General features: G+C 70.3%; 20 protein-coding genes and 1 tRNA gene. 14 read left to right on the top strand and 7 right to left on the bottom strand.

Translation table 11 applies throughout. The annotated features are described in order from the left end of the window. Positions 1 to 302: 302 nt before the first annotated feature. The 3 genes from OUQ99_RS22360 (at position 303) to OUQ99_RS22350 (ending at position 3093) form a co-directional block, all read left to right on the top strand. The gene (locus OUQ99_RS22360) at positions 303 to 686 is read left to right on the top strand and encodes a DUF2784 domain-containing protein (RefSeq protein ID WP_267945756.1); all 384 of its coding nucleotides are present in this window, start codon (positions 303 to 305) and stop codon (positions 684 to 686) included. A 74-nt stretch (positions 687 to 760) separates the two neighbouring features. Then, complete coding sequence (locus tag OUQ99_RS22355) at positions 761 to 1660, top strand: prenyltransferase (RefSeq protein WP_267950448.1); 900 nt, start codon at positions 761 to 763, stop codon at positions 1658 to 1660. A 122-nt stretch (positions 1661 to 1782) separates the two neighbouring features. Next, positions 1783 to 3093, top strand: coding sequence for an MFS transporter (locus tag OUQ99_RS22350; RefSeq protein ID WP_267945755.1), 1311 nt, complete (start codon positions 1783 to 1785; stop codon positions 3091 to 3093). A 118-nt stretch (positions 3094 to 3211) separates the two neighbouring features. Here OUQ99_RS22350 and OUQ99_RS22345 read toward each other — a convergent pair whose 3' ends face one another. Continuing rightward, positions 3212 to 3919, bottom strand: a complete 708-nt coding sequence (locus OUQ99_RS22345) for a maleylpyruvate isomerase N-terminal domain-containing protein (protein ID WP_267945754.1) — start codon at positions 3917 to 3919, stop codon at positions 3212 to 3214. A 168-nt stretch (positions 3920 to 4087) separates the two neighbouring features. Between OUQ99_RS22345 and pyk the strand changes: the two genes are divergently transcribed. Further along, positions 4088 to 5521, top strand: a complete 1434-nt coding sequence (gene pyk / locus OUQ99_RS22340; RefSeq protein ID WP_267945753.1) for a pyruvate kinase — start codon at positions 4088 to 4090, stop codon at positions 5519 to 5521. Positions 5522 to 5645: 124 nt separating this feature from the next. Here pyk and OUQ99_RS22335 read toward each other — a convergent pair whose 3' ends face one another. The 3 genes from OUQ99_RS22335 to OUQ99_RS22325 all read right to left on the bottom strand — a co-directional run bounded on the left by OUQ99_RS22335 (position 5646) and on the right by OUQ99_RS22325 (position 7763). Beyond that, entirely contained in the window at positions 5646 to 6605 is a 960-nt protein-coding gene (locus tag OUQ99_RS22335) for a DUF1266 domain-containing protein (RefSeq protein ID WP_267950447.1), read from the bottom strand. A gap of 209 nt (positions 6606 to 6814) precedes the next feature. Next, the gene (locus OUQ99_RS22330) at positions 6815 to 7600 is read right to left on the bottom strand and encodes an LAGLIDADG family homing endonuclease (protein WP_267945752.1); all 786 of its coding nucleotides are present in this window, start codon (positions 7598 to 7600) and stop codon (positions 6815 to 6817) included. Positions 7601 to 7690: 90 nt separating this feature from the next. Then, positions 7691 to 7763 (bottom strand) — tRNA-Leu (locus OUQ99_RS22325). Between the two features lie 156 nt (positions 7764 to 7919). On the opposite strand from OUQ99_RS22325, the gene OUQ99_RS22320 reads away from it, so the two are divergent. From OUQ99_RS22320 to OUQ99_RS22300, 5 genes are all read left to right on the top strand, one after another. After that, positions 7920 to 8483 carry an ANTAR domain-containing response regulator gene (locus OUQ99_RS22320; protein WP_267950446.1) on the top strand — a complete coding sequence of 188 codons (564 nt, stop codon included), beginning with the start codon at positions 7920 to 7922 and terminating at the stop codon, positions 8481 to 8483. Positions 8484 to 8804: 321 nt separating this feature from the next. Beyond that, complete coding sequence (locus OUQ99_RS22315) at positions 8805 to 10367, top strand: branched-chain amino acid ABC transporter permease (RefSeq protein ID WP_267945751.1); 1563 nt, start codon at positions 8805 to 8807, stop codon at positions 10365 to 10367. A gap of 12 nt (positions 10368 to 10379) precedes the next feature. Continuing rightward, positions 10380 to 11369 carry a branched-chain amino acid ABC transporter permease gene (locus tag OUQ99_RS22310; protein WP_267945750.1) on the top strand — a complete coding sequence of 330 codons (990 nt, stop codon included), beginning with the start codon at positions 10380 to 10382 and terminating at the stop codon, positions 11367 to 11369. After that, positions 11359 to 12228 carry an ABC transporter ATP-binding protein gene (locus tag OUQ99_RS22305; RefSeq protein WP_267945749.1) on the top strand — a complete coding sequence of 290 codons (870 nt, stop codon included), beginning with the start codon at positions 11359 to 11361 and terminating at the stop codon, positions 12226 to 12228. Before OUQ99_RS22310 ends, OUQ99_RS22305 begins: the two co-directional genes overlap by 11 nt. Next, positions 12225 to 13082 (top strand): ABC transporter ATP-binding protein, encoded by an 858-nt coding sequence (locus OUQ99_RS22300; protein WP_267945748.1) that lies wholly within the window; start codon positions 12225 to 12227, stop codon positions 13080 to 13082. The genes OUQ99_RS22305 and OUQ99_RS22300 overlap by 4 nt, the downstream gene beginning before the upstream one ends. A gap of 376 nt (positions 13083 to 13458) precedes the next feature. On the opposite strand, the gene OUQ99_RS22295 is transcribed toward OUQ99_RS22300, so the two are convergent. Continuing rightward, a complete protein-coding gene (locus OUQ99_RS22295) occupies positions 13459 to 14712 on the bottom strand; it encodes an ABC transporter substrate-binding protein (RefSeq protein ID WP_267945747.1) in 1254 nt (417 codons plus the stop codon). A 475-nt stretch (positions 14713 to 15187) separates the two neighbouring features. Then, positions 15188 to 15616: a PaaI family thioesterase gene (locus tag OUQ99_RS22290; RefSeq protein ID WP_267945746.1), complete on the bottom strand. Its 429-nt coding sequence runs from the start codon at positions 15614 to 15616 to the stop codon at positions 15188 to 15190. 119 nt (positions 15617 to 15735) lie between these two features. Here OUQ99_RS22290 and polA point away from each other — a divergent pair, with 119 nt between their 5' ends. The 5 genes from polA (at position 15736) to coaE (ending at position 22404) form a co-directional block, all read left to right on the top strand. Then, entirely contained in the window at positions 15736 to 18552 is a 2817-nt protein-coding gene (gene polA, locus OUQ99_RS22285; RefSeq protein ID WP_267945745.1) for a DNA polymerase I, read from the top strand. A 95-nt stretch (positions 18553 to 18647) separates the two neighbouring features. Further along, positions 18648 to 19061 carry an alternative ribosome rescue aminoacyl-tRNA hydrolase ArfB gene (gene arfB, locus OUQ99_RS22280; RefSeq protein WP_267945744.1) on the top strand — a complete coding sequence of 138 codons (414 nt, stop codon included), beginning with the start codon at positions 18648 to 18650 and terminating at the stop codon, positions 19059 to 19061. Between the two features lie 439 nt (positions 19062 to 19500). Next, positions 19501 to 20997: a 30S ribosomal protein S1 gene (gene rpsA, locus OUQ99_RS22275; RefSeq protein ID WP_267945743.1), complete on the top strand. Its 1497-nt coding sequence runs from the start codon at positions 19501 to 19503 to the stop codon at positions 20995 to 20997. Between the two features lie 239 nt (positions 20998 to 21236). Next, positions 21237 to 21740, top strand: coding sequence for a GNAT family N-acetyltransferase (locus OUQ99_RS22270; RefSeq protein WP_267945742.1), 504 nt, complete (start codon positions 21237 to 21239; stop codon positions 21738 to 21740). A 64-nt stretch (positions 21741 to 21804) separates the two neighbouring features. Then, entirely contained in the window at positions 21805 to 22404 is a 600-nt protein-coding gene (gene coaE, locus OUQ99_RS22265; protein ID WP_267945741.1) for a dephospho-CoA kinase, read from the top strand. Positions 22405 to 22545: 141 nt separating this feature from the next. Here coaE and OUQ99_RS22260 read toward each other — a convergent pair whose 3' ends face one another. Further along, complete coding sequence (locus tag OUQ99_RS22260) at positions 22546 to 23661, bottom strand: hypothetical protein (protein WP_267945740.1); 1116 nt, start codon at positions 23659 to 23661, stop codon at positions 22546 to 22548. Positions 23662 to 23769: the final 108 nt, after the last annotated feature.

The raw sequence follows: 23769 nt of genomic DNA, 5'->3' as shown, positions 1-23769 counted from the left end.
CCGGTGCCTGCCGGTGCCTGCCGGTGCCTGCCGGTGCCTGCCGGTGCCTGCCGGTGCAAGGCCGGGCCGCGGGCGGTCACAGGCGCCGGGGCCGCGGGCACAGGGCGCGCCCGCGCCCCGGACACCCCCCTCCACAGGCCGCACCGCCCCCTGGCCCGCCCGGCTCCGCCCGGAGATACTGGGAACAGACGGACCCGATCCGGCGCCCGGGCCTCCCCGCACCCCTCCCACGGAGCCCCGCACCGGGCCGGCCCCTCCGCGGGCCCACAGCGCCCGCGGACACACCAGGGAGGACGACGCCCATGGCCTACCGACTCATCGGCGACACCGCCATGCTCCTCCACCTGCTCTTCCTCGCCTACGTCACCCTCGGCGGATTCCTCGCCTGGCGGTGGCCCCGCACCCTCTGGCCCCACCTCGCCTGCGCCCTCTACGGCCTCGGCGTCACCGTCATCGGATGGCAGTGCCCCCTCACCGCCCTCGAGAACTGGGGACGCGAGAACGCCGGCCAGGCGGGACTCCCCGCCACCGGCTTCATCGACCACTACCTCACCGGCGTCATCTACCCCTCACAACACCTCCTCACGGTCCAACTCGCCGTCGCCGCCACCATCGCCGCCTCCTGGGCCGGACACCTCATCCACCACCGAAGACGCAAACACCACAAAGCTTCGAACCCCGCGTAAAGAACGCGAATGGATTGTCCCGCGAGCTATTCTCCGCGCCCGACAGCGGACGTACCGTCGAAGACATGACCGTCGTGACCTGGGACTCCTTCCGCACAGCGGAACACTTCACCATGCGCAACGCGCGACTCATCGACCGCCACCGCTTCGCCCACCTCTTCCAGAACGGCCCCACCGAACCCGTCCGCCAAGCACTCACCGCCTACCGCAACCTCGACGGCGGCTACGGCAACGGACTCGACCCCGACCTCCGCGGACACGCCAGCCAACCCGCCGCCGCCCAGATCGCCCTGCGCCACCTCGACGAACTCGGCCCCATCCCCACCACCGTCGGACTCGGCATCTGCCGCTACCTCTCCACCGTCAGCGAACCCGACGGCGGCCTGCCCCCCGTCCTGCCCAACGTCCGCTACAGCGAGGCCGCCCCCTGGTGGCAGCACCGCGACGACTTCACCGCCGACCTCGGCCTCACCGCCCACATCACCGGCTACCTCCACAAACACCACATCAGCCACCCCTGGCGCGACCTCGCCACCGCCTGGTGCTGGAAACGCATCGACGCACTCCACTGGACCGACCCCCACGAAGCCATCGGCATCTGCGCCTTCCTCCAACACGCGCCCGACCGCCCCCGAGCCGTCCAGGCCATCAACCGCCTCCACCCCATGATCCGCGCCGGCATCGACGTCAACCCCAAACCCTGCGGACAGCGACACGTCCACACACCGCTCGACCTCGCCGACAACCCCGGCCACATCGCCCGGCCCCTCTTCACCGAAGCCGAGATCGACCGCAACCTCGACTACTTCGAGAACAGCCAACGCCCCGACGGCGGATGGGACGCCGCCTGGGAACACTGGGACACCGCCGCCACCATCGAACGCGAAGGGATGCGCACCATCCAACGCCTGCGCATCCTCCGCGCCTACGGCCGCGTCGCCGCCTTCCTCCCACCACCCCGCCGCGACCGCTGAACACCCGCCCACCGGGCCCGGCCCACCGACCGGGCCCCCACCCGCACCCGAAAACCACCCGCACAACCGACGGCCTTCGATAGAGTCCCCCGCCGACACCCCACCGGCACCCCCGAAGGCACATGTCCACCAACACACCCCCCGCGCCCGGCCGACCCTCCCCCCGACCCACACCACGCCTCAGCCCGGCCTTCCACCGCTTCTGGGCAGGCAGCCTCTCCAGCAACCTCGCCGACGGCATCATGCTCACGGCCCTGCCCATGCTCGCCGCCGCCCTCACCAACGACCCCCTCGCCGTCGCCGGACTCACCGCGGCCCGCTACCTCCCCTGGCTCCTCTTCGGACTCCTCGCCGGAGCCCTCGTCGACCGCGTCGACCGCGTCAGGGCCATGGTCGCCGCCAACCTCCTCCGCGCCGCCGCCATCACCGCCCTCGCGATCCTCACCGCCACCGGCAACGCCACCGTCACCACCCTCTACATCGTCATGTTCGCCGCCATGACATGCGAGATCGTCTACGACACCGCCGGAAGGGCCATCCTCCCCGCCCTCGCCCGCACCGCACTCGACCGCGCCAACGGACGGCTCGTCGGCGGACGCGAAGTCGCCCAGGAATTCGCCGGCGCACCCCTCGGCGGCTTCCTCTTCGCCATCGCCGCAGCCCTGCCCCTCGCCACCAACGCCGGAGCCTACGCCCTCGGCGCCCTCATCCTCCTCGGACTGCCCCTCACCGCACGCCGAGCCCCCGCACCACCCACCGACCAGCCCGCCACCCCGCCCGCCGACCCCGTCCGCGCCGTCCTCCACGACATCGGACAAGGCCTGCGCCACATCCACACCGACCCGCCCCTACGCGCCCTCATCCTCTTCGGCGCCACCCTCAACCTCGGCGCCGCAGCGGTCACCGCCGTCTTCGTCCTCACCGTCCAGGACCACTACGGCGTCCCCCCGCACCTCTTCGGCGTCTTCCTCGCCACCGCCGCCCTCGGCGCCATCGGCGGCGCACTCCTCGCCGGCAACACCGCACACCGCATCGGCCGCTACCGCGGCATCACCGCCGGATACCTCGCCCAAGCGGCCTTCTGCACCCTCTTCGCCCTCGCCCCCGACGCCCCCACCGCAGCCGCCGCCTGGACCCTCGTCGCCGCCGCCAGCGCCTACGGCACCGTCCTCTCCAGCGGCATCCTCCAGCAGATCGTCCCCGAACACCTCATGGGACGCGTCAGCAGCGCCAAGCAGATGCTCGGCCTCGGACTCGCCCCCGCAGGCGCCCTCCTCGGCGGCCTCCTCGCCCGTGCCGACCTCCGGGCCCCCGCCCTCTTCGGCGCAGCCGTCTTCACCGCCGCCACCCTCCTCGCCCTGCGCCACCTGCGCACCGCCACCGCCCGCGCCGACGCCAACGAACAGGCCGCCCGCGCCGACCCCGCCCACTGACACCCGCCCGACCCGCCGCCCCGGGGGGCAGCAGGGCCGGGCGGGGCAGGCCCCAGACGTGCCCCTCCGGGACGAACAGGCCCAACCCCAGAACCCGCCCCCGGCACGCCCCCACCGCCTAACCCAACGCCAGGAACCGCACCCCCGCCCCCTCCCACGCACCTCGGGACACACCGCCCCCACGGCCCGTCACCGAACGCACCGCGGCCACCCCCGCCTCACGACCCGACAACGCACCCGGCACCACCTCCTCCACCACCGCCGGATCGGCCTCCCCGAACAACAACCCCCGCACCACGTCCAAAGCCCCACCGCACACCCACGGATCCCGACCCAGCGCGTCCGCCAGGTCCAACCCGTGCAACACCGACTCCACCACCCGCGTCACCAGGAAATCCGACAACAGCATCCGGTCCCCGTGACGCGTCACCACCACCCGGCCCACCGGCTCCGCCGCCAACCGCGCCACCAACGGCGACCACCGCCCCCGCAACAACCGCCCCGACTCACCCGCGTCCGTACGACGCGCCGCCGCCTCCACCGCCGAACCCACCCGATGCGCGTTCACCTCCGCCGAGAACCGCACATCCGGCCGGTAATACTCCCCAGCAGAAACCAACGCCCCTCCCGTCACCGCAGGTTCACCAACCAACATCGGCTCCACCTGCAACATCGCCCTCACCGTGTGCGCCGCCAACGCCGCCACATCCCACGGCGCACACCGCGTCCCCACCACCGCCTCCTCCTCCGACAACCCCCACAACACCGCGTCCAACGAGGCAACCTCCACCGCCAACGCACCCAGCACCACATCACGCGAGAACACCAGAACCTCCCAGAATCGCCACCGTCACAGGCAACCTACAGAAAGCCCCCGCACCACCCACAACCCCGTTCGTGCAACGCCCCCGTTCGTCTTCCCGCAGCCTGAGATACGTCCATTCGCAACCTGGTTTAGACCACTGCATCCCCCAGACGCTCTAAAGTGATAGGCGTGACACGTCGAGCAAAAATCGTCGCGACCCTCGGTCCCGCCACGTCGAGCACGGAAGTCCTCCGCAAGCTCGTCGACGCAGGACTCGACGTCGCCCGTATCAACCTCAGCCACGGAACCCACGACGACCACAGCGCCAGCCTCGCCAACCTGCGCGAAGCCGCTGAGTCGGCCCAACGAGCAGTCGGAGTCCTCGCCGACCTCCAAGGACCCAAGATCCGCGTCGGCACCTTCCCCGACGGACCGGTCGAACTCACCGCCGGAGACGAGTTCACCGTCACCATCGACGACGTCCCCGGCGACGCCACACGCGTCTCCACCACCTACAAGGGACTCCCCGGAGACGTCCGCCCCGGCGACCGCGTCCTCATCGACGACGGCCGCGTCGTCCTCGAATGCACCAAGACCACCAGCACTGACGTCCACACCCGCGTCATCTACGGCGGCACCGTCTCCAACCACAAGGGACTCAACCTCCCCGGCGTCTCCGTCAGCGTCCCCGCCCTCACCGAGAAGGACGAGGCAGACCTCCGCTGGGCCCTCCACCAGGGCGTCGACATGGTCGCCCTCTCCTTCGTCCGCAGCCCCGCGGACGCCGAGGAATGCCACCGCATCATGGACGAGGAGGGCATCACCGTCCCCCTCATCGCCAAGATCGAGAAGCCCCAGGCGGTCGAACGCCTCCAGGACATCATCGAGGTCTTCGACGGAGTCATGGTCGCCCGCGGCGACCTCGGCGTCGAACTCCCCCTCGAGAACGTCCCCATGGTGCAGAAACGCGCCGTCGAACGCTGCCGCGACAAGGCCAAACCGGTCATCGTCGCCACCCAGATGCTCGAATCCATGATCGGATCACCCCGGCCCACCCGCGCCGAGGCCTCCGACGTCGCCAACGCCGTCCTCGACGGCGCCGACGCCGTCATGCTCTCCGGAGAGACCAGCGTCGGCCAATACCCCATCGAGACCGTCGAGACGATGGCCCGCATCATCAGCGCCGCAGAACAGGAATCCCTGCGCGCCTCGCACATCCTCAACCGGGTACCCGAGACCACCGGCGGAGCCATCGCACGCGCCGCCGCCGAAATCGGCGCCACCATCGGAGCCAAGGCCCTCGTCGCCTTCACCATGTCCGGCGAAACCGCCCGACGCCTGGCCCGCTACCGCTCACCCATCCCGCTCATGGCGTTCACCACCGAGAACTCCACCCGCGGAACCCTCTCCCTCACCTGGGGAGTGGAGACCAACCTGGTGCCCTGGGTCGACAACACCGACGACATGGTCCGCCAGGTCGAAGCCGAACTCCTCCAGCTCGGCGACTACACCAAGGGCGACAAGGTCGTCATCGTGGCCGGCAGCCCGCCCGGAACCACCGGATCCACCAACTCCCTGCGCGTCCACCGCCTCGGCGACGCCGTCGCGCTCGGAACCACGTAGGACCCGGCGCCCGCGACGGGCGCCCGCAAGACGTGCCGCATCAGGTCCGGCCCGGAGGAACGGCGTATGAGCCGCGCCGACCCACCGGGTCAGGGCCAGGTGCGGCCGACGTCTTTCCGGAGCCCTACGGCTCCGGGTTGGCCGCCAGCCCGCCCTCCGGAATGACCCGCTCCAACGGCATGTCCCACGGCAGCAGGTTCCACGGACTCCGCACATCCTCGGTGAGCAGACCCAGAGCCGCCCACACCCGGTCCGCCCCCCCGTGGTCCCCCTCCACGCCCTTGTCCCGCCACAGCAGGTACCCCGCGTGGAAAGCCGTCGACAACTGCTGCCACGACGAGTACCGGCGCTGCAGGTCCGAGGCCACCCGCCGCAACAGGGTCTGCGTCTCCACCGGGCTCAGCCAGTCCAGGGTCGCGCCCCCGCACACCAACCGGATCACGTGCACCGACCGCCACCACTGGTACGCCCCGATGATCACCGTCTCGTCGGCCTCGCCGACCCCCGTGACGGCACGCAGCCGGACGACCTGCTCCGGCGTCAGCAGCACGTGCCCGCCCGTCGCCTGACCGCCCTCGTCCCGGGGGAACCGGGAACGCGCGATCCCGCCCCTCAGGTCCACGACCAGGTCCAGGGTCGGACTCGTGTGCAACTCGTCCAGAAGACCCTCCACGGCCGCCAGGAGCGACTCCCGGTCCGTCACCTGCCACTGGCGCTCCAGCAGCCGTCGGTAGCGGCGGCGCAGCGACGGGCGCGCCACCACGTCCCAGGGCTCGGCGAGCGCCACCCGGAACGGGGCGGCGACGGCGGCCGCCCAGCGCTCCGTGCTCAGCGGCGCGTCGGGATCCTTGGTGCGCACGGCGGGGGACTCACGGGCGCCGATGACCAGCTCGGCGAAGGAGCCGGCGACGAGCGCCGCAGCGGGGAGGAACGACCATCCCGCCTGGCCCACGGCCACGAGAAGAACGACGAGCAGGGCGAACGGGGTCAGCAACCAGGGTTGGCGGCGTCGGGAGCCCCAGGCCACCACGACCCAGGCGCCGATTACCAGTGCGCCGACGATTCCGGCCACCGCGGTCAGCACCTGCTGCTCCTCTCCTGAGAACTCGTCCGTGATCTTCAAGGATCAGGGACACGCGGTCGCCGGGACGACCGAACCCACGGGTTGTACTCAGGTTGTGGCCGTGATGTGACCGGTTCGGCCCGCCTTGCCCGGGGATAAAGTGACAAAAGGCCCATTTGTGGTCGAACTGGCCGGGTAGTTACGCAGGTTCTGGCCCCGCTGACCGCTCCTCAGTACTTGGGCCCCACGAACTCGTCCATCCGCGCTACGGCCGCCCGCTTCGACACCGACACGATGAACGCATCCCGGTTCGGGAGCTTCACCTCCACTCGGCGCCTCCATGAGATGCCGAGCCGGTCGAGGGCATGGACAAGAAGGTTGCTGATGTCCTGTGACGTGTTGGAGAAGAAATAGCGGGGGTACTCGTAGTACTTCCATCCTCCGTCTGTCTTCTTGCGCACACGGTTGGACACGCGGCAGCCGTCGGAGTGGATCAGTCCTCGGATGAAGGGTTCGGGGCACTCGTCGACGGCCTCCTGCTGCCAGGGTTCGAGGATGATCGGTCGTGAGTGCTTCATTCCCTTGCCGTTCTGCGGGAAGGTGCAGCGCCAGTGCTTGGAGGTTCCCTTGACCTCCGTACAGCCCTGGCGCCGTACCTGGAAGGCACCCACGGGGAAGACCGTGGATATCGTTCGTGCGCACTCCTCGATGAGGCCGGGCCATGTGTCGCAACAGGCGATCGACAGGTAGTCGACCCCGTTGCGGATACGTCCGATGTACCCGTCTCCCAAATAGAGACCGAGCAGGTAGACGTAGGCTGCGGGGTCCAGGGCACCAGTCCCGCAGACAGGGCAGTAAGCGGTCCGGTCGGCTTCCGTCTGCGGGGACCGCCGGGTGCCGTAGCGCCAGTGCCTGAGCGCTTGGACGGAGACGCCGCACTGTTCCGCGATGGCGCGGTCGGTCAGGCCGAGGGCCTTGAGGCGAAAAGTCTCTTCAACGATGTCGCGTGAGTACATAGAGTGAAGATTCGCTCACACCTGTGACATTCGCCCACGTCCGGTCAATGCTCCGAGAAGCAGAAAAGCCACCCCTTGGGGTGGCTCTCGTACCCTGGGTGGGATTCGAACCCACACTGCGCAGGACTTGAATCTGCTGCCTCTGCCATTGGGCTACCAGGGCTTGGAGAATTTGTCAAGACATTCTCTGTAGTTTTCCCGGTCGGCCAGCGGCCCCGGTCAACGGTGGTGTCACGATTGGCGCGCATTGCCGGTCCCGACGCTCAGCATCCTAGCGGATCTCTGTAACCTCATGTACGTGACGAGGACGCAGAGCCGTGTGGTGATCGCGGAAGACGAGGCCCTGATCCGCCTGGACCTCAAGGAGATGCTGGAAGAGGACGGTTACGCCGTCGTCGGCGAGGCCGGGGACGGGGAGACCGCTATCCGGCTTGCCCGGGAGCTCAAGCCCGACCTGGTGATCACCGACATCAAGATGCCGGTGCTCGACGGCCTCTCGGCCGCCGAGCGCATCGCCGGTGAGCGCATCGCGCCGGTCGTCATCCTGACCGCCTTCTCCCAGCGAGAGCTGGTGGAGCGCGCGCGGGACGCCGGGGCCATGGCCTATCTGGTCAAGCCGTTCAACAAGTCGGACCTCGTGCCGGCCATCGAGATGGCCACCTCCCGCTACGCCGAACTGGCGGCGCTGGAGTCGGAGGTCGGCAACCTCCAGGACCGTCTCGAGACCCGCAAGCTGGTCGAGCAGGCCAAGGGGCTTCTCCAGGGGCGTCACGGGATGAGTGAGCCCGAGGCGTTCCGGTGGATCCAGAAGAACTCGATGGACCGGAGACTGACCATGAGGAAGGTCGCCGAGACGGTCGTCGAGACCCTCGGGGGACAGTAGGCCGACCGGGCCGACCCCCGCGACCCTGAACCGGGGCCGCACCCGACCGGGTGGGGCCCCGTTGTCGTGTCCGGGGGAGGGAGGGTGAGGGGCGGTGTGCCGGGGGTGACGAAAACTAGACGAATGGCCACCGTCAACGGTCGATGGATACCATTTTGATCTCGTTTGCGCACAATGGGGTGACGGTTGGGTCACGTGGCTTTAGCTCTGCTGAATGACCAGGCTAAACCGGGCTAAACTCGCCGCACCGAACAGTAAAGGACAAGCGGTGTCGAATGCTCGCATTTGGTGCCGTCACCCTCAGATGCGCAAGGAGCGCGCGTGCGCACACGTCTCGTGACCGTGTTGCTCGCCCTGATCACCGCCATCCTGGTGATCCCCGGGCCAGTGGCAGCGGCAGACGAACAGGGCGGTGAAGCGCTGCACGGTCAGATCCTCAACCCGGAGAACCGGGATCAAGGTGTCGAAGGCATCGGGATCACGGTCTACGACGGTGAGGACGAGATCGGGGCGGCGGAGACCGACTCTGATGGAATGTGGGAAGTGGAGCTGCCCGAACCGGGCACCTACCGCGTAGTGGTGGACCAGGAGTCCGTCCCCAGCGAGTACGTCGTACGAGAGGGCATCATCGTCGACGGCGAGACCGAGGTCGAGGTCGAGGCCGACGACCGGCGTCCCCTCATCGTGGCCCTGGAGGGCGCGGGCGCCGCGGAGGGCGGTGACGCCTCGGAGTCCCCCTCGGAGGACACGGCGGACGACTCCGGCGGCGAGGCCGGGGGAGAGGACGGGGCGGTCGCGCCGACGACGGGCGGCGGCAGTTCCTTCGGAGCCCAGTTCCTGCAGCTGACCGTGTCGGGGATCCTCTTCGGCCTGGTGATCGCGATCTCCGCGATCGGTCTGTCGTTGATCTTCGGTACGACGAAGATGATCAACTTCGCCCACGGTGACATGGTGACCTTCGGTGCGATGGTGGCGCTGTTGTTCAGCACGGGTGCCGCGGGGTTGGGCAATTCCCTGTTGGCGATCTTCGCGGGTATCGGGATCGCGGTCCTGATCGGCGGGTTGCTGGAGGCGAGGCTTCCGCGGACGACGCTGATCGTGGCCCAGTGGGTGGCGATCTTCGGCGGTATCGCGCTGGCGACGACGCTGGGGGTGATGGGCGACTCGATCGACTGGCAGGTGCCGCTGTGGTTGGCCGCCGCGATCGCGGTGGTCATGGGCGCGGTGCTGGGCGGGACGATGGAGCGCTACATCTGGCGTCCGCTGCGGCACCGCAATGTGGCGTTGATCCAGATGTTCATCGTGTCGATCGGTCTGGCGCTGATCCTGCGCCACGTGATCCTGGTGATCTTCGGTGCGGGCCGCAACCGCTATGCGGGTTACCAGATCCAGGAGCTGGTCCAGCTGGGTCCGGTGGCGATGGCGCCGCGTGACCTGGTGATCATGGGTGTGGCGGTCGCGGTGCTGGTGGCCGTGGCGTGTCTGTTGCAGTTCACCCGGATCGGCAAGGCGATGCGGGCGGTGTCGGACAACCGTGACCTGGCGGAGTCGTCGGGTATCGACGTGGACCGGGTGACCCTGTACGTGTGGGGTCTCGGCGGCGGTCTGGCGGCTCTGGGCGGCGTGCTCTACGGGCTGAACCAGGTGGTCGAGTACGAGATGGGCTTCCGCCTGCTGCTGCTGATGTTCGCGGCGGTCATCCTGGGCGGTCTCGGCACGGCGTACGGCGCGATGGTCGGCGGTCTGGCCGTCGGCCTGGTGGCGATGCTGTCCACCCTGTGGTTCCCGTCCCAGCTCATGCAAGCGTGGGCACTGGCCCTGATGATCCTCATGCTGCTGGTCAGGCCCCAGGGCCTGCTCGGTCGGCGCGAGCGGGTCGGCTAGGAGAGGTAGACGATGGACATCCTTTCGATCCTCGCCGAATCAACCCGTTCGGCGTTCGGTCCGATCGCGGCGATCTATGCGCTCGCCGCCATCGGTCTCAATATTCATTTCGGTTACACGGGCCTGCTGAACTTCGGTCAGGTCGGTTTCATGCTGGTGGGCGCGTACGGCGTCGGGATCAGTGTGGCGGTGTTCGATCTGCCGCTGGCCGCCGGTTTCGGTGTGGGCCTGTTGTGTGCGTTGGTGTTGGCGCTGCTGTTGGGTATCCCGACGCTGAGGTTGCGGGCGGACTACCTGTCGATCACGACGATCGCGGCGGCGGAGGTGATCCGCCTGGTGTACCGGGCGGGTTTCGCGGAGCCGTTGACCGGTGGCGCCTTCGGTCTTCAGAACCTGTCGGCGGACTTCCGGACGCTGAACCCGTTCGACGCGGGTGAGCGGTACGGGTTCGGTCTGCTGGCCTACAACGGCAACCACTTGTGGGTCCTGGTGGTGACGTGGGGCCTGGTGGCTGTGATGGCCGGTCTGACGTGGTTGTTGATGCACAGCCCGTGGGGCCGTGTGATCAAGGGCATCAGGGAGGACGAGGACGCGGTCCGCAGCCTGGGCAAGAACGTGTTCGCGTACAAGATGCAGGCGCTGGTGCTGGGTGGTCTGATCGGTTCGCTGGCGGGTTGCATGCTGGCGGTGTACCAGGCGTCGATCCAGCCGGACCAGTTCAAGCCGCAGGTGACGTTCTTCCTGTGGGTGATCCTGCTGTTGGGCGGTGCCGGGCGGGTGTTCGGTCCGGTGCTGGGCGCGATGGCGTTCTGGTTCCTGATGACGTTCACCGACGGTGTGCTGCAGGGCATGGGCGCCCTGGGCTGGCTGCCGTTCCTGGACGGTCCGGACTACGGTGCGATCCAGTTGGCGTTCGCCGGGTTGATGCTGGTGGTGCTGATCGTGTTCCGGCCGCAGGGTCTCATCGGCGACCGTAAGGAGATGTTGGTCAATGTCAAGTGACGAGGCGAACGTCGGCGCGGGTGTCGACCGGATGGTCGGCGCGGAGCCGGTTCCGGGTTCGGCGAAGTCGGATCCCATCCTGGTGGCGGACGGTGTGCGCCGGTCGTTCGGCGGTCTGACCGCTGTGGACGTGGAGCACGTGGAGGTGCAGCGGGGGACGATCACGGCGTTGATCGGTCCGAACGGCGCGGGTAAGTCGACGCTGTTCAACCTGTTGACCGGTTTCGACCGGGTGGACAGGGGCCGGTGGACGTTCGAGGGCCGGGCGATCAACGGCAAGCGCGGCCACCAGGTGGCGCGTGCGGGGATGGTGCGGACGTTCCAGCTGACCAAGGCCCTGACCCGTATGACGGTGTTGGACAACATGCTGTTGGGTGCGCCGGGTCAGTTCGGGGAGCGGATGGCGGGTGCGTTCCTGCGTCCTGTGTGGCAGAGGCAGGAGCGGGAGAACACGGCGCGTGCGCTGGTCCTGCTGGAGCGTTTCAAGCTCATCGACAAGCGTGACGACATGGCCGGCTCCCTGTCGGGCGGTCAGCGCAAGCTGTTGGAGATGGCGCGTTCGCTGATGACGGATCCGAGCATGATCATGCTGGACGAGCCGATGGCGGGTGTGAACCCGGCGCTGGTGCAGTCGTTGCTGGGGCACATCACGGCGTTGCGCGACGAGGGCAAGACCGTGTTGTTCGTCGAGCACGACATGGACGTGATCATGGGTATCAGCGACTGGATCGTGGTGCTCGCGCAGGGGCGGGTGATCGCCGAGGGCCGTCCCTCGGACATCCGTGCCGACCAGCAGGTGATCGACGCCTACCTGGGCGCCCAGGAGGAGACGGTCGAGACCCAGGGGAGTGGCGAATGACGGGGAAGGGCGGCCCGGGTCCGGGTCCGGACGGGGTTCCGGCGGAGGCCGAGGACGCGGCCGTGGTCCAGGAGCACCGTGAGGAGGTCCTGGAGCAGGCGAGGGCCGAGGCCGTGGAGGTGGGCGGTCCGGAGGACTACCTGCTGTTGGCACGGGACCTGGTGGCGGGTTATGTGCCGGGGGTGAACATCCTGAACGGGTGCACCCTGACTCTCACCGAGGGTGAGGTCGTGGCGATCATCGGTCCGAACGGTGCGGGCAAGTCGACGCTGATCAAGACGATCTTCGGGCTGATCCCGGTGCGCGAGGGCGGTCTGACGCTGCGGGGCGCGAGTATCGCGGGTCTGCCGGCGCACAGTCTGGTGGAGCGCGGTGTGGGGTACGTGCCGCAGACGCAGAACGTGTTCCCGTCGTTGAGCATCGAGGAGAACCTGCAGATGGGGGCGTATCTGCGGCCCCGTTCGTTCGCCGAGAGGTTCGGGGTGGTGGCGGACCTGTTCCCGTTGTTGGGGGAGCGGCGCAAGGCCAAGGCGGGTTCGCTGTCGGGTGGTGAGCGCCAGATGGTGGCGATGGGTCGTGCGTTGATGATGAATCCGTCGGTGCTGCTGCTGGACGAGCCGACGGCGGGTCTGTCCCCGATCTATCAGGAGGAGGTGTTCCAGCGGGTCAAGGAGGTCAACGAGACGGGTGTCTCGGTGGTCATGGTGGAGCAGAATGCCCGCCGGTGCCTCCAGATCTGTGATCGGGGCTATGTCCTGGACCAGGGCCGCAACGCGTACACGGGTTCGGGTGGGGATCTGTTGAACGATCCGAACGTGATCGAGTTGTACCTGGGGACGCTCGCGAAGGGCTGACCGGGTGTGCGGAGGGGCGGGGCCTGCGGGCTCCGCCCCTTTCGTCGTGTGCGGGGGCCGTGGCCTTCCCGGCGGCCTGTGGGGCCGCGTTCGCCGTGTGCGGGGCCGTCTGTGCGGTGGGGAGGGGCGGTGTGTGGTCCCGGCGGCGGGGGCGCGGTCGGTCTGTGGCCGGGCGGTGTGCCGCCCGGGGCCCGCTCCGGGAGGTCCGGGCCGGTGCGGCTGTGCGGTCCTGGGGCCGCGCCGGGGTGTGGGTTCGGCGGATGTCCCGGCCGGGTGCCCCTGGAACACGGGAGAGGCGCCCCGGGTGTTCCCGGGGCGCCTCGGTGGTGCCGGTGTTCTGGGGGCGGGTCACCGCGGGGTGGCCGCCCGGCGGGGGTTACCCGTCGACGGAGTGCTCCTCGTAGGCGAGGATCTCGTGGCCGTCGTCCCCGAAGTGGAAGATCTCGAAGGTGGCGGCGGTCGGGTCGCCGTTGTCGTCGAAGTCGATGTTGCCGCTGACGCCCTGGTAGTTGATCTCCTCACCGTCGGCGAGGAGGTCGCGGCACTCGGCGAAGCTGCCGCACTCGGTGCCCTCGGGGCGGCTGATGTTGGGCAGCTCGGCGACGTAGTCGCTGGGGGCCACGCTGTCGGCGGCCTCGGCGGCCAGGGCGATGGCGGTGACGCAGTCGTAGACCTGGGGGGCGAACTGGAAGACGTCGAGTTCCTCGTTGAACGAGGTGAGGCCCTCGGTGAACTCGGGGTTGTCGGCGCTGGGGGCCACACCGGTGATGCCGTTGACGCTGTCGGGGTCGTCGGCGTTGACGGTCTCGCCGAGGGCGGCGTCGTTGAGGCCGTCGGTGATGAACAGCTGGTCGCCCGCGACGCCGGACTCCAGGAGCTGGGCGATGACCTGCGCGCCCTCCTCGAAGGCGATGAGCGCGACGGCGTCGGGCTCGTCGCCGCTGACGGCGTTGACGACGGAGTCGAAGGTGGTGGCCTCGGGGTCGTAGGTCTCGTTGACGGTGACCTGGGCGCCGAGGCTCTCCAGTTCGGCCTGGAGGCCGTCGGCGTAGCCGCGGCCGTAGTCGTCGCCGCGGGAGACGATGGCGACGTTCTGGTGGCCGGCGTCGGCGATGGTGCGGGCCATCACGATGGAGGAGAGGGCGTCGCTGGGGGCGGTGCGGAAGTAGTATCCGCCGTCCTCGATCTCGCTGAGCTCGGCGGCGGTGTTGGAGCCGGAGCACTGGACGATCTCGGCACCGGTGATGGTGTCGTAGGTGGCCTGGGTCATGCCGGAGGCGGCTGCGCCGATGACGGCGTTGACCTCGTCGGCGACGAGGGCGTTGGCGGCCTCGTTGGCCTGGGCGTTGTCGCCGGCCTCGTCGGCCTCGACGATGTCGGGGACCTCGGTGCCGAGGATGCCGCCGGCGTCGTTGATCTCCTGGACGGCGTACTGCGCCGCGGTGATCTGGGGCGGGCCGAGGAAGGCGAGGCTGCCGGTCTGCGGGTAGAGGACGCCGAAGGTGAACTCCTCGCCGCCGCCGCCGGCGTCGCCCCCGCCGCCCTCTCCGCCGTCGCTGCCACACGCGGTCAGTCCGAGTACCAGGGCCGCGGTTGCGGCAGTCAGGCCCAGGACCTTCTTGCTTGCCATGATCGTGGTCACTCCGTTCAACCGGCGAAGCACGCGTTGCGTGTCGCAGCGGTGCCGTTGTTGCGTGTGCGCCCTGATGCCCGCGGTGTGTGGCATGACTTAATCAGGAGCGTTAGCGGAGCTTAATCATGGATCTTCTACCTCGGAAAGAACATTTCGGGCGTTGGTGCCGACTCGCCGTCATGCTGTTATGGCTCTGTAGTCATCACGGGGATCCCAGTGCATCCGGCTGGACGGTTGCGAGCTCTGCGCACACGGGGGAAAGCATTCTGTCGCGATGACCAGGCATGACGAAGCCCGACCGTCAAGTGTTGAGGTCGGGCCGGGGAAAGACGGGAAAGCGCCGGGTAGCGGTCCGAAGTGGTCCTTACCGAATAAGGAAAAACCCTTGGCCGTTATTGCGCCGCGGTCGTGTGGGAGCCCTTGCGGCCGGTCCGCGGCGGTCCCTCCTCCCCGAGGCCCGCGCGCGTGTGCCCTACGCCTCGGGCGCGTCGCGGAGCATGCACGTGAGCCGCGAGGTGCACACCTTGCGGCCCCGGTCGTCGGTGATGGTGATGTCCCACGTGGCCAGGGTGCGGCCCAGGTGCACCGGGGTGGCCACACCGGTCACGTGCCCCGAGGTCGCCGAGCGGTGGTGCGTCGCGTTGATCTCGATGCCCACGGCGATGCGGCCGAACTGGTGGGCGTGGACGGTGGAGCCGATGGAGCCCAGGGTCTCGGCGAGGACGCAGGAGGCGCCGCCGTGGAGAAGCCCGAACGGCTGGACGTTGCCCTCCACCGGCATGCGGCCCACCACGCGCTCGGCGGAGGCCTCGGTGACCTCGATGCCCATGGTCTCGCCCAGGCCGCCCGCGAGGGCGCCGGTGTCGAGCATGCGGCGCAGCGCCTCGGAGTCCGTCGTCATGATGTGTGCCTTCCGATTCGGTGGAAATGAGCCCGGGCCGGGTGAAAACGCCCGGTGCGGGGTCGGGGTCCTCGCGGGGGTGGCCGCGAAGTGTCCGCTCCGCATCCTAGGATTCGTCTGTGGTGACGAATCGAGAGACCCCCGACCAGACATCCCAGGCCGGAGCCGGGGCGGGCAGTGCCGCCCCCGCGGACGGCGGTGGGCGCCCGCGCCTTCTCCTCCTCGACGGCCACTCGATGGCCTTCCGGGCGTTCTTCGCGCTGCCCGTGGACAAGTTCGGCACGAGTACCGGGCAGTCGACCAACGCCGTCTACGGTTTCGCTTCGATGCTGGTCAAGCTGTTGCGTGACGAGGAGCCCACGCACGTGGCGGTGGCGTGGGACCTGTCGGGCCCGACGTTTCGCCACGAGGAGTACGAGGAGTACAAGGGGGGCCGTTCCGAGACCCCGCCGGAGTTCCCCTCCCAGGTGCCCCTCACCCAGGACCTGATGCGGCTGATCGGTGTGGCCAACCTGTCGGCGCCGGGCTTCGAGGCCGACGACGTCATCGCCACCCTGGCCCGCCAGGGCTGCGAGGCCGGGATGGAGGTGCTCATCGCCTCCGGCGACCGGGACGCCTTCCAGCTGGTCACCGACTCCTGCACGGTCCTGTACCCGGGGAAGAGCCTGTCCGACCTGCGGCGGATGGACCCGGCGGCGGTCGAGGAGAAGTACGCGGTCCCCCCGGAGCGCTACCGCGACCTGGCCGCGCTGGTGGGTGAGAAGGCCGACAACCTGCCGGGCGTGCCCGGGGTGGGCCCCAAGACGGCCGCCAAGTGGATCGCCAAGTACGGGTCCCTGGACGAGCTGATCGCCCACGCGGACGAGATCGGCGGCAAGGCCGGGCAGAACTTCCGCGACCACATGGACGACGTCCTGCGCAACCAGCGCCTCAACCTGCTGGCCACGGACGTGGAGCTGGGCGCCGACGTGGCCTCGCTGGTGCTGGGCGAGGCGGACAGGGCCGGGGTCGACGCGCTCTTCGACAACCTGGAGTTCGCCTCCAACCTGCGCGAGCGCCTGTACGCGGTCCTGAAGACGGACGGGGACGGCGGCGCCGGGGAGGGCGCGGCCCCGGCGGCCGAGGGGTTCGCGGTGGACCTGACGGTGGCCGGCACCGGGGAGCTGGCGGCGTGGCTGCGCGAGCACGCCGCGGCCGACACCCCGGAGAGCGACACCCTCACGCCGCAGGCGCCGGCGGGGCTCGCTCTGGACGCGGTCTGGGGGCAGGGCTCGGGCCGGGTGGACGCGCTGGCGATCAGCGTGCCGGCCGGCGCGGCGGTGTTCGTCGACCCGACGCTGCTGGACCCCGCCGACACCGAGGCGCTGGCGGGGTTCCTGGCCGACCCCGGCCGGCCCAAGGTGGTGCACGAGTACAAGGGCGCCCTGCTGGCGCTGGGCGCGCACGGGTGGTCGATGGGCGGGGTGGTGAGCGACACGGCCCTGGCCGCGTACCTGGTGCAGCCGGGGCAGCGCCGGTTCGACCTGGCGGACCTGTGCCGCAGGTACCTGGGCCGGGAGCTGGAGGAGGACACGTCGGGGGACCAGCTCTCGCTGGACCTGGGCGAGGGCGGCGACGCGGGCTCGGGCCGCCAGCACCTGCTGGCGGTGCGGGCGGCCGCGACCCGCGACCTGGCGGGCGTGCTGACGGCGGAGCTGGACAAGCGGGGCGGGACGCACCTGCTGGCCGACGTGGAGCTGCCGCTGGTGGACGTGCTGGCGCGGATGGAGCGGGCGGGCATCGCCGCCGACCGCGAGTACCTGGAGGGGCTCCAGGAGGAGTTCGCCTCGGCGGCCCGGGGCGCGGTGGAGAAGGCGCACGAGGTGGTCGGCCGGGAGTTCAACCTGGGGTCGCCCAAGCAGCTCCAGCAGGTCCTGTTCGAGGACCTGGGCCTGCCCCGGACGAAGAAGATCAAGACGGGGTACACGACCGACGCGGACGCGCTTGCGTGGCTGGCGGCGCAGAGCGACCACGAGCTGCCGGGGGTGCTGCTGCACCACCGCGACCAGACGAAGCTGAAGACGACGGTCGAGGGCCTGATCAAGACGATCGCCGACGACGAGCGCATCCACACCACGTTCAACCAGACGGTGGCGGCGACCGGGCGGCTCAGCTCGACGGAGCCGAACCTGCAGAACATCCCGGTGCGCACGGACGTGGGCCGGCGCATCCGGCGGGCGTTCGTGGTGGGCGAGGGGTTCGACGAGCTGCTGACGGCGGACTACAGCCAGATCGAGCTGCGCATCATGGCGCACCTGTCGGGCGAGCAGGCGCTCATCGACGCGTTCAACAGCGGTTACGACTTCCACGCCCAGATGGCCGCGCAGGTGTTCGGGGTGCCGGTCGGGGAGGTCGACGGCGAGGCGCGGTCGCGGATCAAGGCGATGAGCTACGGCCTGGCCTACGGGTTGAGCGCCTACGGCCTGTCCCAGCAGCTGGGGATCGCGCCGGAGGAGTCCAAGCGGTTGATGGAGGACTACTTCGCGGAGTTCGGCGGGGTGCGCGACTACCTGAACGCCGTGGTGGAGGAGGCGCGCCGGGTCGGGTACACGGAGACGATCCTGGGGCGGCGCCGCTACCTGCCGGACCTGACGAGCGACAACCGGCAGCGGCGCGAGATGGCGGAGCGGATGGCGCTCAACGCCCCGATCCAGGGGTCGGCGGCGGACATCATCAAGGTGGCGATGCTGCAGGTGGACGCGGCTATCACCGATCGGGGGCTGTCCTCGCGGGTACTGCTCCAGGTGCACGACGAGCTCGTGGTGGAGGTCGCCCCGGGGGAGCGCGAGGAGGTCGAAAACCTCGTGACGCACGAGATGAACTCGGCCTATGCTCTGCGTGTCCCGCTGGGCGTCTCGGTCGGCAGCGGGCAGAACTGGCACGACGCCGCGCACTGAGCGGGGCGCCGGCGGCCCCGGTCCCGGGGCCGCCGCGAGGGACGCGGGAGGCGGGAACGGTGGCGGCGCGCGGTGGGACCGGCGACGGGGGCGGGTTGACCGTGGGTTCGGTCACGGTTCCCGCCGACGCCCTGGTGTGGAGGTTCTCGCGGTCCTCGGGGCCGGGCGGGCAGCACGTCAACACCTCCGACACGCGTGTGTCGCTGTCCCTGGACGTGGCGGGGTGCGGGCCCCTGGGCGAGGTGCGGCGCCGGCGGGCGCTGGAGCGCCTGCGGGGGCGGCTGGTGGACGGGGTGCTGACGGTGACGGTGCAGACGCACCGGTCGCAGGTCCGCAACCGGGCCGAGGCGCGGGAGCGGATGGAGTCGCTCCTGGCCGAGGCGACGGCTCCGCCGGCGCGGGGGCGGCGGGCGACCCGGCCGGGTCGCCGGGCCGAGCAGCGTCGCCTCGATGCCAAGCGGCGCCGCGGTGACGTCAAACGGTCACGCTCTCGTCCTCCTTTGGACTGACCGGAACCGGGGCCCGTAACTTTTTTCCCGGGGGTGCGGGAGGCGGTCCGCGGGTGTCCGCACAGCTCCCCGCGGGGCGCCGTGCGCCCGTGCGGACGTGGGTGTACCGTCCAGTTGATCTTGACCGCCATGCTCGGGTAAGTTGCGGCCATTGTGCCCTTCGTCGGGTTGGCGGCCCCGGGTTCCGATTGACCAGGACGCCCTTGTCTCATATTCTGGCGGGACCGTTGTGGGTTCGTGCGGGCGGCTGCTGTCTCCGAGCAGGGGGCAGAGGTGTCGCACCGCTCCGGTCACCACTCTGGAACCAGGCGGCTGGTGTACACCGACGGATCAGGTTCCGTCGTGACCCTGCTTTCTGCGTCTGGATGACGGATCGACGGGCTCGAACCCGCGGCATGCCCATTTTCTGAATCTGTCCGTATCCGGAGTCCACCCACAAATGACGAGCAGCACCGAGGCCACCTCGACACCCCAGGTAGCGGTCAACGACATCGGGTCCGAGGAAGCCTTCCTCGCGGCGATCGACGAGACCATCAAGTACTTCAACGACGGTGACATTGTCGAGGGCACCATCGTGAAGGTCGATCGAGACGAGGTCTTGCTCGACATCGGCTACAAGACCGAGGGTGTGATCCCCTCCCGGGAACTGTCGATCAAGCACGACGTCGACCCCGGTGAGGTCGTTGCTGTCGGCGACCAGGTCGAAGCCCTCGTTCTCCAGAAGGAGGACAAGGAAGGTCGACTGATCCTGTCCAAGAAGCGCGCCCAGTACGAGCGCGCCTGGGGCACGATCGAGAAGATCAAGGAGGAGGACGGCGTCGTCACCGGCACCGTCATCGAGGTCGTCAAGGGCGGTCTCATCCTCGACATCGGCCTGCGCGGCTTCCTCCCGGCGTCCCTCGTCGAGATGCGCCGTGTGCGCGACCTGCAGCCGTACGTCGGCCGCGAGCTCGAGGCGAAGATCATCGAGCTGGACAAGAACCGCAACAACGTGGTCCTGTCCCGTCGCGCCTGGCTGGAGCAGACCCAGTCCGAGGTCCGCCAGACGTTCCTCAACACGCTCCAGAAGGGGCAGATCCGCAAGGGCGTCGTCTCCTCGATCGTCAACTTCGGTGCGTTCGTGGACCTGGGCGGCGTCGACGGCCTGGTGCACGTCTCCGAGCTGTCCTGGAAGCACATCGACCACCCCAGCGAGGTTGTCGAGGTCGGCCAGGAGGTCACCGTCGAGGTTCTCGACGTGGACATGGAGCGCGAGCGCGTCTCCCTGTCGCTCAAGGCGACCCAGGAAGACCCGTGGCAGCAGTTCGCCCGGACCCACCAGATCGGCCAGGTCGTCCCCGGCAAGGTCACCAAGCTGGTTCCGTTCGGTGCGTTCGTGCGCGTCGAGGAGGGCATCGAGGGCCTGGTCCACATCTCCGAGCTGGCCGAGCGCCACGTCGAGGTGCCGGAGCAGGTCGTCCAGGTCGGCACCGAGATCTTCGTCAAGATCATCGACATCGACCTCGACCGCCGTCGCATCAGCCTCTCGCTGAAGCAGGCCAACGAGAGCGTCTCCCCGGACCAGGTGGACTTCGACCCCACCCTGTACGGCATGGCGGCCGACTACGACGAGCAGGGCAACTACAAGTACCCCGAGGGCTTCGACGCGGACTCCGGCGAGTGGCTGGAGGGCTTCGAGGCTCAGCGGGACGAGTGGGAGCGCAGCTACGCCGAGGCGCAGGCCCGCTTCGAGGCGCACCGCAAGCAGGTCGAGGAGGCCCGTGCGGCCGAGGCCGACGCTGCGAACGCGCCCGCCCCGGAGGAAGAGGACGACTACACGGACGGTGGCGCCCCGAGCGCCGGCTCGTCCGGTTCGGAATCCTCCAGCAGCGGCGCCCTGGCCTCTGACGAGGCCCTGGCCGCGCTCCGCGAGAAGCTCGCGGGCGGCGAGGCCTAAGCAGGAGGTCCCGCAGAGGATCACCTGACAGCCGCGAAGGGCCGTCCCCCACCAGGGGGGCGGCCCTTCGTCGTGTCCGCGCGGGGGTACGGGCCGGGCCCGCGTCGACGGCGACCGCGCCGCTTCCGCGCCCGCCCGCCCCGGGGCGCGCCGGTTCCGCGCGGACGGCCCCGTAGCCGGACCCCGCCGGGCTAGGGTCGGTGGCGTGCCCCGGCCGGCGGGGCGCGTGAGGAGACGACGTGTTCGACATCCACCCGGCCACCCCCGCGGACGCGGGTGAGGTCTTCACCCTCCAGCGGGCGGCGTTCGTCGACGAGGCGCAGGCCCACGGCGACCCGTTCGTGCTCCCGCTCACCGAGGGCCTGGACCGCATCGCCAGGGTGCTCGCGCAGCCGGACGCCCTGGTCCTCAAGGCCGTGGAGGGCCCCCGGATCGTCGGCGCGGTCCGTGCGGCGGTCGCGGGGACCAACGCCGTCGTGGGGCGCCTGGCGGTCGCCCCCGACCGGCGCCGCCTCGGCATCGGGCGGGCGCTGCTCACCCGGGTGGAGGAGGAGTTGTCGGTCCGCCACCCCGGGCTGACCTCCCTCACCCTGTCCACCGGCGCCCAGGGCGCCGGTGGACAGCGTCTGTACCGGGAGCGCGGGTACGCGGAGACGTCGCGGGAGCGTGTGGCCGACCACCTGGTCATGGTGCACATGCGCAAGGAGGTCGTTCCTGCGGTGCGCTCCGGGGCCGCGGGGTGAGGTCCCGCACGGTCGGGGTGGGGCGCCCGTACCGGGCCGGGTCCGGCCGTCTAGGGTTCGGGACATGCTGAAAGTGGGACTGACCGGAGGGATCGGCTCGGGCAAGAGCACGGTCTCGTCCGCGCTGGCCGCCTACGGGGCGGCCGTCGTCGACGCCGACGCGATCGCCAGGGAGGTGGTCGAGCCGGGGACGCCGGGGCTGGACGCCGTCGTCGCGGAGTTCGGCGAGGGGGTGCTGGCCCCGGGGGGCGGGCTGGACCGTCCGAGGCTGGGCGAGGTCGTCTTCGCCGACGCGGACAGGCTCGCCGCGCTGAACGCCATCGTGCACCCGCTGGTCGCCCGGCGCAGCGCGGAGCTGATGGAGGAGGCGGTGGCCGCAGGGGTGGAGGTCGTCGTCTACGACGTCCCCCTGCTGGTGGAGAACGGCCTGGGGCCCCTCTACGACGTGGTCGTGGTGGTGGACGCCCCCGACGAGGTGCGGGTGGAGCGGGTCGTGCGGAGCCGGGGCGTGCCGCGTGAGCAGGTGTGGGCGCGGATCCGGGCGCAGGCGGACCGGGACGCCCGGCTGGCCGCCGCCGACCTGGTGGTCGACAACTCCGGGACCCCGCAGGAGTTGCGGGAGCGGGTCGCCCGTCTGTGGGAGGACCTCCTGGCCCGGGCCTGAGCGCTCCCCGCGGCGTCCCGCACCGGGCGCGTGCCGCGTCCTCCCGCGCGGGGCTCCGGCCGCGGCGGCCCGGGGCAGGAGGGGCGCTGCGGCGTCCGCCACGGTTCCCGGTCGTGCGGGCCCGCGGTCGGGGCGCCGGGCTCACCGGGGGGCTCCGCCCTCCCCGCCGCCCCGGTGGAGCGCCTCGGTCAGGGAGGATCCGGCGTCGACGGCCTCGCGCACCAGCTCCTCGCGGACGCGGCGGGCGGCCTCGACGCCGAGCAGGCTGTCGTCGAGTTCCTCGGTGTGCATCGTGTCCCTGGAGGAGGACAATGCGAGTTCGGCGTAGTCCCCGGCCCGGTCGGCGATGGCCTGGCACTGTTCCCATTCGCGGTGCGCGGTGACGGCCGCGTGGACGCGCTCGCCGTAGTCGGCCAGGACGCCGACGCGGTCGGCGATCGCCCGGTGGGCGCGTTCGACCGCCTCCTCGTGGGGTGCGAGCGCCCGCGTGACCTGTGGTGAGACGGCCTCGCGCGTGCGCTGCACCAGTTCCCTGCGCAGGGAGCGGAGCCGCAGCAGCTCCTGGGACAGCCGCCACTCCTCCTCCCGCAGGAGGGGGAGGGTGTGGCCGGCCTCGAACGAGTCGCCGAGCACGTCGGCGGCCTCCTCCACACGGTCCGTCGCCTGTTGGGCCCGGGCGAACAGGTGGGCCTCCGGCTCCTCGCGGCGGGTGGCGTAGCTGTAGGGGCGGCCGAAGTCCTCGGGCAGGACGTAGCGGTCGTGGTGTTCGGCGGCCAGGCGGGTCACCATGCCGGGGCGCATGACGGCGCCGGCGCCTCCCGCGGCCGCGGCCAGGTAGAGGGCGGCGGTGGCGGGGTCGCCGGGCACGGGCAGGTCCAGCGGTCCGAGGACCCGGTCCAGGGGCAGGCGGGCGAGGAGCACCCCGGCCGCGGACGCGGGCAGCGCCCAGAAGGAGTGCACGACCAGGTCGGCCCAGTCGTCGGAGAAGGAGCCCTTGAGGGAGACCAGGGCCAGGACGGTGACCGTGGCGCCCAGGCAGAGCAGGGCGAGGAGCGCGGGCCCGAGCGCGGGGACGAGGAGGGCGGCGACGGCCAGGGAGGCGCCCCCCGTGGCGGTGAGGAGGGCGAGCTGCCTCCAGGTGGGCCGCCCGGGCGGGCCGGCGGAGGCGGGGAGGAGCTTCTCGGGGCGGGCCCTCATGCGCGCGAGCGCGCGCGGTGGGAGGCCGGGGTCGAAAGTGGGTCTGGAGGGGTGGGACACGGCTGGCACCTCGTCTCGGGGCGCTGGGTGCTGGCTCCGATGGTAGTCTCCGGCGTCCCGGACGCCCAGGGATGTCCTGGGCTGTCTGTAGCGTTAGGTGTGAGGGGA

Source organism: Streptomonospora nanhaiensis (genome assembly GCF_026642255.1).
Lineage (GTDB): Bacteria > Actinomycetota > Actinomycetes > Streptosporangiales > Streptosporangiaceae > Nocardiopsis > Nocardiopsis tropica.
Note: the sequence above shows the minus strand (reverse complement) of the source record. Positions and strands in the feature narration are given on the sequence as shown.